Below are 11,385 nucleotides of genomic sequence, written 5' to 3' on the forward strand. Positions count from 1 at the left end.
CCTTCGAGCGAGATCGAGATCAGCTTCTGCGCTTCCACCGCGAATTCCATCGGCAGCTGCTGCAGCACGTCCTTGACGAAGCCGTTGACGACGAGGCCGACAGCCTCTTCCTGGCTGAGGCCACGCTGGATGCAGTAGAACAGGACGTCCTCGGAGATCTTCGAGGTCGTCGCCTCATGCTCGAACGTCGCGGACGAGTTCTTCGCCTCGATGTACGGCACGGTGTGCGCGCCGCATTTGTCGCCGATCAGCAAGGAATCGCAGGCGGTGAAGTTGCGTGCCCCGGTGGCTTTCCGGTGCGCCGTGACGAGACCGCGATAGGTGTTCTGCGACTTGCCGGCGGCGATGCCCTTGGAGATGATGCGGCTCGACGTGTTCTTGCCGAGATGGATCATCTTGGTGCCGCTATCGACCTGCTGGAAGCCGTTCGAGATCGCGATCGAGTAGAACTCGCCGCGGGAGTTGTCGCCACGCAGGATGCAGCTCGGATATTTCCAGGTGATTGCCGAACCCGTCTCGACCTGGGTCCAGGAGATCTTGGAGTTGGCGCCGCGGCAGTCGCCACGCTTGGTGACGAAATTGTAGATGCCGCCCTTGCCTTCCGAATTGCCGGGATACCAGTTCTGCACCGTCGAATATTTGATCTCGGCATCGTCATGCGCGACGAGCTCGACCACGGCCGCGTGCAGCTGATTCTCGTCGCGCTGCGGCGCTGTGCAGCCCTCGAGATAGGAGACGTAGGAGCCCTTGTCGGCGATGATCAGCGTGCGCTCGAACTGGCCGGTGTTGCGCTCGTTGATGCGGAAATAGGTCGACAGCTCCATCGGGCAGCGCACGCCCGGCGGCACGTAGACGAACGAGCCGTCCGAGAACACCGCCGAGTTCAGCGTCGCGTAGAAATTGTCCGAAGTCGGAACCACCGAGCCGAGATACTTCTGCACCAGCTCAGGGTGCTCGCGGATCGCCTCCGAGATCGGCATGAAGATCACGCCGGCCTTCTTCAGCTCCGCCTTGAACGTGGTCGCAACCGAGACCGAATCGAAGACAGCATCGACCGCGATCTTGCGGCGCGCCGGATCTTCCTCGCCCACCTTCGGCTCGACGCCTTCGAGCATGGCGACTTCCCGCAAGGGAATGCCGAGCTTCTCGTAGGTCTTCAGGATCTCCGGATCGATCTCGTCGAGCGAGGAGACCGCCTTCTTCGGCTTCGGCGCCGCGTAATAATAGAGATCCTGGAAGTCGATCTTGGGATAGTCGACACGGGCCCAGGTCGGCTCGGTCATGGTCAGCCAGCGCCGATAGGCCTCAAGCCGCCACTGGAGCATCCAGTCGGGTTCGTTCTTTTTCTGCGAGATGAATTTTACGATCTCTTCCGAGAGCCCCTTGGGCGCCTTCTCGGAGTCGATCAGGGTTTCAAACCCATAACGATACTGGTCGACGTCGATGCGCTTCACGCGCTCGACCGTCTCTTGTACGGCTGGCATTCCATCCTCCGCTCGCGGTTTCAAGGACCGCGGTGGATCAACTCGAACGACTATTACGATGTTTCTGTGCGGAAAGCACGCGCTTAGAACCGTTCAAGCCGTGTTTCGTCGCTTAGCCTCTAAGTAGGGTATTACCGAGCTTTCGCCAAGCCTCTAACGCCCTATTGATGTCCTCGGGCTCCGTGGACCAGCCCAGACTGAGACGCACCGCTCCCTGCGCCGTCGCGGGGTCGTATCCCATGGCCGACAGCACGTGGGACGGCTGGACCTTGCCGGAGGAACAGGCGGAACCTGAGGATACCGCGACCCCTTCGAGGTCAAAGCCGATCACCGCGGTTTCGGCCTTGAGGCCGCGCGCCGTGAACAGAATGGTATTGGGCAACCGCGCCGCATCCTCCGAGAAGATCGTCGCCCCGGCGATCGCCCTGATACCATTTTCCAAATGATCTCTGAGGGTTGCCATCCGCTTCGCATCCTCAGGCAGAGCCTGAAGCGCCGCCTTCACGGCGGCGCCGAACCCGGCGATGCCCGCGACATTTTCGGTTCCGGCACGCCGGTTGAGCTCCTGCCCGCCTCCTCGCAGCGCCGGCTCCAATCCGGAGATCCCGTCCGCCATCACCAGCGCGCCGATGCCCTTGGGGCCGCCGATCTTGTGCGCAGAAAAGGTCGCAAGGTCGGCACCTACCTCATTAATATTAAACACGATTTTGCCGAGCGCCTGGATCGCGTCAACGTGCAGGAGGCCACCGGCCTCGTGAACGATCTGCGCGGCCTCCGCGACCGGCTGGAGCGCGCCGGTCTCGTTGTTGGCCGCCATGATCGAGACCAGCGCCGGCGGGCCGTCTTTCAGCTGCGCCTTCAGGTAATCGAGGTCGACCACGCCCGCGCGCGTCACCCTGATATGGCCGATCTTATCCATCGGGAACCGGCCGCCTGACAGCACAGAGGCGTGCTCAACCCGGGACACTAGCAGCCGCTCGACGGGGCCACGGGCCGGTCCCCGCAATCCGGGCGACAGCGCCAGCGCGTTGGCTTCGGTTCCGGCGGAAGTGAAGACCACATTACGCGGCAGCCCGCCGACCGCAGCGGCAACGGCGCCGCGAGCATCCTCGACCAGCCGCCGCGCCTCCCGCCCCTCGGCATGGACCGAGGAGGGATTGCCGATCTGGTCCCAGGCAGCGAGCATCGCGGCGCGCGCCTCGGGGCGAAGCGGCGTCGTCGCATTCCAGTCGAGATACACCCGAATCGGCATGGAGTAATATATTACCTTTTGTTCACAGAGGCGCGCCTCTCCGCCCGACATGGGCCGCGGCCGCGCGCTTGGCAACCTGATTCCAGGCCCGCCCGTCCCGGTGACGCGCCCATGACACGCTAACGTCTTGAGCCGATTGACCGATGTTCAAGATGCTTGCTTTTTGCCCCTCGGCCCATGTTAGAACGCGGCCGTCAAGTCACCGCGCGCGCCGTTTGCGCATCACCGCGAGGCGCACGCCTTCTCATCCTTCATTCGCGTTTTCGTCGGCATCCGCCGATGAAAGCCACAATCGGTTGATTGCCGAGGATCCTCGCTCCAGCACATCAATCAAGAGATCATCGATGCCTGAAGTCATTTTCGCCGGCCCCGCTGGCCGCCTCGAAGGCCGCTATCACCCGGCCAAGCAGAAGAACGCGCCGATCGCGATGATCCTGCACCCGCATCCGCAGTTTCACGGCACGATGAACCATCAGATCGTGTACCAGTGCTACTACGCCTTCGCGCATCGCGGCTTCTCGGTGCTGCGCTTCAATTTCCGCGGTGTCGGCCGCAGCCAGGGCTCGTTCGACCACGGCACCGGCGAATTGTCGGATGCGGCGGCAGCCCTCGACTGGGCGCAGACCATCAATCCCGAGGCGCGCGCCTGCTGGGTCGCCGGCTTCTCCTTCGGCGCCTGGATCGGCATGCAACTCCTGATGCGCCGCCCCGAGGTGGAGGGCTTCATTTCGATCGCGCCGCCGGCCAATCTCTACGACTTCTCCTTCCTCGCGCCCTGCCCGTCCTCGGGCCTCATCGTGCATGGCGAGAAGGATGCGGTGGTGCCGCCGAAGGACGTCAATACGCTGGTCGAGAAGTTGAAGACGCAGAAGGGCATCGTGATCGACCAGCAGATCATCCCCGGCGCTAATCATTTCTTCGACGCCAAGCTCGAGCCGCTGATGGAAACCATCACGGCGTATCTCGACATGCGCCTGGCCAACGTGCGCTAAGCAAGCTTCAGCGCTACGATCCCCAACAGCACGAGCGCGATGCCCGCAAGCTTCATCGCGCTCAAACTCTCGCCGAACAGCACGACGCCCATGATGAAGGTGCCGGCGGCTCCAATGCCGGTCCACACCGAATAGGCGACGCCGACCTCGAGCACCTTCAGCGCCCGCCCCAGCAGGAAGACGAAGGCCGCGAGCAGCAGCAGCGAGGCGATGCTCCAGCCCACACGCGTGTAGCCGTCCGCATATTTCATCGAGATCGCCCAGCCGACATCGAGTGCGCCGGCGATCACCAGCATCAGCCAGGCCACAGAGGATGACATCGGCGCGCGCTCAGGCCGCGAGCTTGAGCAGATGCGCGTCGTGGCGGACGAGGAAGGCGCGCAGCAATTGCGGATAGTCAGCGCCGACAGCGGCGCGCACGCTCGGACGTTTCGCGAGCTCTGTCCGCCACGCCCGCACCTTCGGCACATCGTCGAAGATGCCGTGCTCGGTCAGTTCGTCGAACAGATCGAAATAGCGGAAGATCGGCGCGAACACCGCATCAACCAGGCTGAACGCCTCGCCCGCGAAATAAGGTCCTGCGCCAAGCGCCGCTTCGACGCGCGCGAACTTGGCCGCAAGCGCCTGACGCTTGGTCTCGAACGTCGCCGCATCCGTCGTCGTCTCCAGCCCCCAGAGATCGCCGAGGATCGCCGAGCCGAACTCCATCCAGGCGCGGTGCTCGGCGCGCCTCAAAGCATCCGCCGGATGCAGCTTGCCGCCTGCTTGCGTCTCCTCGATGTACTCGCAGATCACGTTGCTCTCGAACAGCGCGACCTCGCCCTTCTCCGTCGTCACCACCAGTACCGGCACCTTGCCGAGCGGCGAGAGCTTGAGAAACCAGTCCGGCTTATTGGCGAGATCGATGTCGATCCGCTCGAACGGCACACCCTTCTCCTTCAGCGCGATCACGGCGCGCTGCACATAGGGACAAAGCTTGTGGCTGATCAGTTTCAGTGAAGCGGGCGTATTGAGCGAAGAAGTCATGGCCATGATCCCGGCGGTTAGATGCAACTGCATCCAAGATAGATGCAATTGCATGCTCTCGTCAAGATCAATGCATCTGCATTAACCGGCCTCGCGTCACGGCCGCGCGATCACCCCGCCCGTCATCGGCATCGGCACGCCCGTGGTGGCCGGATAGGACAGCGGCAGGCCTTTCAGACCGCGGGCGGCGAGGAAGCCGAAGGCCTGCGCCTCAATGGCGTCGGAGGCCCAGCCGAGGGTCTCGGCCGCCTCGACGGTCGCCGATCCGACCCGCTCCCGCAGCATGCGCAACATGGTGAGGTTGCGGGCGCCGCCGCCGCAGACGATCCAGCTGCGCGGCCGCCGCGGCAGCAGCGGGATGATTCGGGCGATCGCCGCAGCGGTGAAGGCCGTGAGGGTGGCTGCGCCGTCGGCCGGCGCGACATCGCCGAGCTTGAGCGCGGCAAAGTCGTTGCGGTCAAGCGATTTCGGCGGCGGAGCCGCGAAGAACGGCAACTCCAGCGCCCGGGCAATCCAGGCTTCGTCCGCTTTGCCGAGTGCCGCGAATTTGCCTTCCGCGTCGAAGGCCTGGTTCATGGTGCGGTACATGAAGTCGTCGAGCAGCGCATTGCCCGGTCCGGTGTCGCAGGCGATCAGCGTATCGTTGCCGTCGATATAGGTGATGTTGGAGACGCCGCCGATATTGACCACGACGATCGGCCCCTCGCGCTCCAGCGAGTTGGCGAGCGCCCGGTGGTAGACCGGTACGAACGGCGCGCCCTGCCCGCCGGCGTCGACGTCGGCGGCGCGGAAATCATGCATCACGGGGATATGGATGGCCCGTGCCAGCGCCGGAGCATCGCCGATTTGCACCGTCAGCCGCTTCTCGGGGCGGTGCAGCACGGTCTGGCCGTGGAAGCCGACAATGTCGATCTCCTCCGGCTTCATCCGATTTTGGGCGACGAAGGCGGCGACCGCCTCGGCATGCGCCTGGGTCACCGCGCGTTCGGCCTCCGACAGGATTCCCGGCCGGGCGTCGCGCTGCGTCAAGTTTACGGCCTCGCTCAGCGCCAGGCGCAGCAGGTTGCGCTCTGCCGGGCTATAGGCCCGGTAGCCCGACGGCCCGAACGCCTTCACCTGCTTTCCGTCGGTTTCGATCAGCGCGACATCCACCCCGTCCAGAGAGGTGCCGCTCATCAAACCGAGTGCCGTCAACATCATGGATCAGCGTCCTCAAAACACCCCCTCCGGCATGCCGATCTTGTGCCAGAGGGACACATCTTATAATGCCACAGCGCCAAGTGGCGGGCAGCAACCGAGTTCCCACGAAAGACCCTTAAATTGCTCCCGAAACAGTAAACCAAGAATTGTCAGGCACGCCGACAGATGACTGCTTTTAAATCGGATTTCCTCAACACCCTGCAGGAACGCGGCTTCATCCACCAGTGCTCCGATTTCGAGGGGCTGGACGCCCTCGCCGCAAAGGGCGAGGCGACCGCCTATGTCGGCTACGATTGCACCGCCCGGTCGCTGCACATCGGCAACTACCTGACCATGATGATGCTGCACTGGCTGCAGCAGTCCGGCAACAAGCCGATTACTCTGATGGGCGGCGGCACCACCATGGTCGGCGATCCCTCCGGCAAGGACGAGACGCGCGCGATGCGCACCGTCGCCGAGATCGAGGCCAACAAGGAATCGATCCGCGGCGTGTTCGCGAAGGTGCTGCGCTATGGCGATGGCAAGAGCGACGCCATCATGCTCGACAATGCGGAGTGGCTGACCAGGCTGAACTGGATCGAGATGCTGCGCGATGTCGGCCGGCATTTCTCGGTCAACCGCATGCTGACCATGGACTCCGTACGCCTGCGCCTCGAGCGCGAGCAGGAGATGAGCTTCATCGAGTTCAATTACATGGTCTGCCAGGCCTACGACTTCGTCGAGCTCGCCAAGCGCACCGGCTGCAAATTGCAGATGGGCGGCTCCGACCAGTGGGGCAACATCATCATGGGCGTCGATCTCGGCCGCCGCATGGGCACCCATCAATTGTTCGCGCTGACGACGCCGCTGCTGACGACGGCGTCCGGTGCCAAGATGGGCAAGACCGCGCAAGGTGCGGTGTGGCTCAACGCCGACCAGTTCTCGCCTTATGATTTCTGGCAGTACTGGCGCAACACCGAGGACGCCGACGTCGGCAAGTTCCTGAAACTGTTCACGACGTTGCCGATGGCTGAGATCAAGAAGCTCGAGGCGCTCGGCGGCGCGGAGATCAATGAGGCCAAGAAGGTGCTCGCGACCGAGGCGACCGCGCTGCTGCACGGCCGCGATGCAGCAAACGAAGCCGCTGAAACGGCGCGCCGCACTTTCGAGGAAGGCGCGCTCGCCGAGAGCCTGCCGACGGTGGAAATTCCGCGCGGCGAACTCGACGCCGGTCTCGGCGTGCTCAACGCCTTCGTCAAGGCGGGCCTCGTTGCCTCCAATGGCGAGGCGCGGCGTCAGATCAAGGCCGGAGGACTGCGCGTCAACGACGAGCCTGTCACCGACGAGAAGATGGCGCTCTCGGCAGCCAATCTGACGCCGGAAGGTGTGGTCAAGCTGTCCTTCGGCAAGAAGAAGCACGTCCTCATCAAGCCTGCATAGGCATATGAGCTTTTGATGCTTGTCAGGGCGCACTGAAGCGCGCTCCCTGACAAGCAATGGACCAGAACACGCGCCGGGAAACGAGCAAGGATGGCGCCGCGGCGACGCCGCAAGGCGCCGTGCGCATCGCGCTCACCGTGCTCGCGCTCTGCTTCACGCTGGCCGTGCTGGGACGCGGCCTCGGCGACAGCTTTACGGTGTTCCTGAAGCCGATCTCGGAAAGTTTTGGCTGGGACCGCGCACAGATCGTCTCCGTCTACTCGCTCACCTGGCTCGCGAGCGGCCTCACCGCCCCCTTCGTCGGGCGCCTGTTCGACCATTCCGGTCCGCGCATCGTCTATGCGCTCGGCCTGCTGCTGCTCGGCGCCGCCTTCCTGATCGCCGCGCACGCTCAATATCTGTGGCAGTTCCAGCTCTCAATCGGGCTCTGCGTCGGCATCGGCGTCGCCTTCATCGGCATCGTGCCGAATTCGATCCTGCTCGGCCGCTGGTTCGGGCCGCGCCTGCCGACCGCGATGTCGGTGGTGTATTCGGCCATGGGCGGCGGCGTGCTGGCGCTGCTGCCGGCCTCCCAGCTGCTGATCGATCACATCGGCTGGCGCGGCACCTATCAGCTGTTCGGCTTTACAGCCTTGGGCCTGCTGGTGCCGCTGCTGCTGCTGCCGTGGCGGCTGTTCGCCGCGGGCTCGCCCCATGTCGTGAAGAAGACCGATCCTGACTTCGTCGACGGCGGCTGGACGCTGCTCGGCGCGATGCGCCACCATGCTTTCTGGGCGCTGTTCTCGACCTTCTTCTTCACCGCCGTCGGCATGTATGCGATCGCAGCCCAGATCGTGGCTTATCTGATCGACGCCGGCTTTCCGCCGCTTCAGGCCGCCACCGCCTGGGGCTTTTCCGGCGTTGTGCTGGTGTTCGGGATGCTGGGTGTCTCTGCGCTCGACGGCCTGATCGGACGCCGCCCATCCGTGCTCTTGAGCTACGCGATCTCGATCCTCGGCATCGTCCTGCTCTGGCTGCTGCAGTATTCGCCGAACATCTTCCTGCTCACCGGTTTCATCGTCTGCTTCGGCAGCATGATGGGCTCACGCGGCCCGCTGATCAGCGCGACCGCGATGCGGATCTTCCAGGGCAAGCGCGTGGGCACCATCTACGGCACCATCTCGATCGGCAGCGGCCTCGGCTCGGCGTTCGGCTCCTGGAGCGGCGGCCTGATCCATGACGCGACCCACGGCTACAACGCGCTGCTCGCCTTCGCACTCGCGAGCGTCGTGCTCGGAATGATTCCATTCCTGATTGTGCCCGCCTTACGGCGCTAGGTCTCCCAGAAGTAACCTGCAGACATTCGCGTCACCGGGGAATTACGGACGGGCGCGACGCGAATGTGCACAAAAAATGCGGATCGCACGCGGCTGGAAGCTTGGCATGCGGTGTTTTGTTCGACATGACAAAAATGTCAGCGCAAATTGACGGGAGCCGCTTGCGGGGTGGAGCTGAATGCGGTCCTAGTCGCACCATTGGATGGAGGGCAAACCAATGAACTTTCCCTATCTCACTCGCTTTCAACCGGTTCTCCTGAGCCTGTTTCGCTTCATCACCGGACTGCTGCTGTTCCAGTACGGCGTCGCCAAACTGTTCAAGTTTCCGGTGCTCCCCTACTTCGCGAACATCCCGCCGCTGATCTACGCGGCCGGCGCGCTCGAGCTCGTGCTCGGCGCCCTCCTGATGATCGGCCTGTTCACCCGCCTCTCGGCTTTCATCCTCTCGGGTGAAATGGCCTTCGCCTACTTCATGGGCCACATGTTCAAGGGCGACACGCCGGTGTTCCTGCCGCTGCTCAATGGCGGCACCGCGGCGATCCTGTTCTGCTTCGCCTGCCTCTATCTTGCGTCAGCCGGCGGCGGCTCGGTCAGCGCCGATGCGGCGATGGGCAAGGACTGACGACTCGACGGGCGGCGCGGACGCGCCACTCATTGACCCGCAAGAAGACGGTACCGGCAGATCGGCCGGTGCCGTCTCAGCGCGCCCCGAGCACGTTCCAGATCAGAACCAGGGCCGCAACGAGCAGCACGGACATGATGATGCGATGAACGAATCGATTCATTGCAGGTCCGGCCCCACTCCGTAGCTACCAAAGTCCAGGACCGATTGTCCGGCGCATCCAGATCGGTGGACGCCCAAATGGTGCGGTTTGCCTGCAGGATTGCGCAACCGGCTGCGAAAGGGGGCGTGCGCGGCAGCGCGTCGCACGCATCCATTCATGATTGGTAAGAACTTCATGCTACCGACGCGAGCAATGACAATCATGTCGTAGAGGCCGCGATGAAGCTGCTCAGCCATCTGAAGATCCGCACCAAGCTCGCCAGCATGGTGTGCCTCGCGGCGCTCACGGTGACGGCCATCATCGGCGTATCCGCCGTGCTCAGCAAGGGCCGCATGATGGAGGATCGCGTCCAGCAGATGCGGACCGCGGTGGAGCTGCTCTACAACTACGCCCAATCGCTCCAGGACGAGGTCGCCGCCGGCAAGCTGACGCAGGCCGAGGCCAAGGCCCAGTTCCACCAGCGCGGCCGACGTATGAGCTTCAACGGCGGCCAGGGCTACCCCGTCGTCTACAATCCCGACACCTCGCTGTTCGTGAACGGTGCCAACCAGCAGCTCGAAGGCAAGATCACCGGCGCGAAAGACTCCAACGGCGTTTTCATCGCCGACGCCATCCTCAGCGCGGCCAATCAGAATGCGCAGGGCGGCGTGACCTCTTATCTCTATCCCCGCCCCGGCCAGACCGAGCCCGTGCGCAAGACCGTGTTCACGCGCAAGTTCGCGCCCTGGAACGTGACGATCAGCTACGGCCTCTATGTCGACGACATCGACGCCGACGTGCGTGCCCTGACGCTGGAGCTGGCCGCGATCGGCGTCGGCCTGATGCTGCTGATGGCGACCATGTCCTGGCTGATCGCCCGCGACGTGCTCGGTGCGCTCGACCGCCAGAAGAACCGTATGCAGGCGATTTCCGAGGGCGCCATCGACAAGCCGGTCGAGGAGACCGACCGCGGCGACGAGATCGGCCGCATGGCCGAGACCCTCGAAGTCCTCAGGCAGACCGCGCTGACGGCCCGCAATCTGGAGGCCGAGCAGGTCGCCGCCAAGTCGCGCAGCGAGCAGGAGAAGCGCGAGGCGCTGATTGCACTTGCCGACCGCTTCGATGCCTCCGTCGGCCAGCTCGTCGGCCTGATGGCCTCCGGCTCCGGCGAGCTCGAGACCACCGCCAAGTCGATGTCGTCCACCGCCGAGGGCACCAACCGCCGCGCCGCCGTGGTCGGCTCGGCCGCCAATGAGGCCAGCCAGCGCGTCCAGACCGTGGCCGCCGCGGCGGAAGAACTCTCCTCCTCCATCACCGAGATCAGCCGCCAGGTCGCGCAGTCCGCCGAGGTGACCGGCCGCGCCGTGGACAGCGCCCGTCGCACCGACACCATCGTACGTGCGCTCTCGGACGGCGCCCAGCAGATCGAGCACGTCGCCGAGCTGATCTCCAGCATCGCGGCGCAGACCAATCTGCTCGCGCTCAACGCCACCATCGAGGCGGCGCGCGCGGGCGAAGCCGGCCGCGGCTTTGCCGTCGTCGCTTCCGAGGTGAAGTCGCTGGCGAGCCAGACCGCGGAGGCCACCCGCGAGATCGGCGACAAGATCGCCCAGATCCAGGGCGCCACCAGGGAGGCCGTGGACGCCATCGGCGGCATCACCGCCACCATCGAGGAGGTCAGCCGCATCGCCACCTCGATTGGCGCGGCCATCGAGGAGCAAGGCGCCGCCACCGCCGAGATCGCCCGCAGCGTCTCGCAGACGGCGGAGGCAACCAGGGAGGTCACCACCAATATCGGCGGCGTCTCCACCGCCGCCAACGAGACCGGCAATGCCGCCGGCATGGTGCTCGCGGCGGCCTCAAACCTGTCCAAGCAGGCCGAGCAGCTCTCCGGCGAAGTCGGGACGTTCCTGAAAGGCGTGCGCGCGGCGT

At 64.4% G+C, this 11,385-nt stretch carries 10 protein-coding genes; 5 read left to right on the forward strand and 5 right to left on the reverse strand.

The features are described 5' to 3' along the window. Positions 1–1,484, reverse strand: a 1,484-nt coding sequence (gene sufB, locus A5906_RS38400) for a Fe-S cluster assembly protein SufB (RefSeq protein ID WP_080140304.1), incomplete at its 3' end; no start/stop codon positions are given. A gap of 112 nt (positions 1,485–1,596) precedes the next feature. Beyond that, on the reverse strand, positions 1,597–2,736 hold the full coding sequence (locus A5906_RS38405; protein ID WP_080140305.1) for a cysteine desulfurase family protein: 1,140 nt from the start codon (positions 2,734–2,736) through the stop codon (positions 1,597–1,599). Positions 2,737–3,080: 344 nt separating this feature from the next. On the opposite strand from A5906_RS38405, the gene A5906_RS38410 reads away from it, so the two are divergent. Beyond that, positions 3,081–3,728, forward strand: coding sequence for an alpha/beta hydrolase (locus A5906_RS38410; RefSeq protein WP_018641706.1), 648 nt, complete (start codon positions 3,081–3,083; stop codon positions 3,726–3,728). On the opposite strand, the gene A5906_RS38415 is transcribed toward A5906_RS38410, so the two are convergent. The 3 genes from A5906_RS38415 to A5906_RS38425 form a co-directional block, all read right to left on the reverse strand. Continuing rightward, positions 3,725–4,048, reverse strand: coding sequence for a DMT family transporter (locus A5906_RS38415; RefSeq protein ID WP_080140306.1), 324 nt, complete (start codon positions 4,046–4,048; stop codon positions 3,725–3,727). The two genes, A5906_RS38410 and A5906_RS38415, sit on opposite strands and share 4 nt — an antisense overlap. 10 nt (positions 4,049–4,058) lie before the next feature. Beyond that, on the reverse strand, positions 4,059–4,754 hold the full coding sequence (locus A5906_RS38420) for a glutathione S-transferase family protein (protein WP_080140312.1): 696 nt from the start codon (positions 4,752–4,754) through the stop codon (positions 4,059–4,061). A 96-nt stretch (positions 4,755–4,850) separates the two neighbouring features. Beyond that, entirely contained in the window at positions 4,851–5,954 is a 1,104-nt protein-coding gene (locus A5906_RS38425) for an anhydro-N-acetylmuramic acid kinase (RefSeq protein ID WP_080140307.1), read from the reverse strand. Between the two features lie 165 nt (positions 5,955–6,119). On the opposite strand from A5906_RS38425, the gene tyrS reads away from it, so the two are divergent. From tyrS to A5906_RS38445, 4 genes are all read left to right on the forward strand, one after another. Further along, a complete protein-coding gene (gene tyrS, locus A5906_RS38430; protein ID WP_080140308.1) occupies positions 6,120–7,373 on the forward strand; it encodes a tyrosine--tRNA ligase in 1,254 nt (417 codons plus the stop codon). A 56-nt stretch (positions 7,374–7,429) separates the two neighbouring features. Next, entirely contained in the window at positions 7,430–8,689 is a 1,260-nt protein-coding gene (locus A5906_RS38435; protein ID WP_080140309.1) for an MFS transporter, read from the forward strand. Between the two features lie 217 nt (positions 8,690–8,906). Next, a complete protein-coding gene (locus A5906_RS38440) occupies positions 8,907–9,311 on the forward strand; it encodes a DoxX family protein (protein WP_080140310.1) in 405 nt (134 codons plus the stop codon). A 381-nt stretch (positions 9,312–9,692) separates the two neighbouring features. Next, on the forward strand, positions 9,693–11,385 hold a 1,693-nt coding region (locus tag A5906_RS38445; RefSeq protein ID WP_080140311.1), incomplete at its 3' end, for a methyl-accepting chemotaxis protein.

Source organism: Bradyrhizobium sacchari (genome assembly GCF_002068095.1).
GTDB lineage: Bacteria > Pseudomonadota > Alphaproteobacteria > Rhizobiales > Xanthobacteraceae > Bradyrhizobium > Bradyrhizobium sacchari.

Excerpts from the sequence above, each read along its gene's own strand:
- A5906_RS38425 (WP_080140307.1), bottom strand. The coding sequence starts at position 5,954 with ATGATGTTGACGGCACTCGGTTTGATGAGCGGCACCTCTCTGGACGGG.
- A5906_RS38435 (WP_080140309.1), top strand. The coding sequence starts at position 7,430 with ATGGACCAGAACACGCGCCGGGAAACGAGCAAGGATGGCGCCGCGGCG.
- A5906_RS38410 (WP_018641706.1), top strand. The coding sequence starts at position 3,081 with ATGCCTGAAGTCATTTTCGCCGGCCCCGCTGGCCGCCTCGAAGGCCGC.
- A5906_RS38420 (WP_080140312.1), bottom strand. The coding sequence starts at position 4,754 with ATGACTTCTTCGCTCAATACGCCCGCTTCACTGAAACTGATCAGCCAC.
- tyrS (WP_080140308.1), top strand. The coding sequence starts at position 6,120 with ATGACTGCTTTTAAATCGGATTTCCTCAACACCCTGCAGGAACGCGGC.
- A5906_RS38440 (WP_080140310.1), top strand. The coding sequence starts at position 8,907 with ATGAACTTTCCCTATCTCACTCGCTTTCAACCGGTTCTCCTGAGCCTG.
- A5906_RS38405 (WP_080140305.1), bottom strand. The coding sequence starts at position 2,736 with ATGCCGATTCGGGTGTATCTCGACTGGAATGCGACGACGCCGCTTCGC.
- A5906_RS38415 (WP_080140306.1), bottom strand. The coding sequence starts at position 4,048 with ATGTCATCCTCTGTGGCCTGGCTGATGCTGGTGATCGCCGGCGCACTC.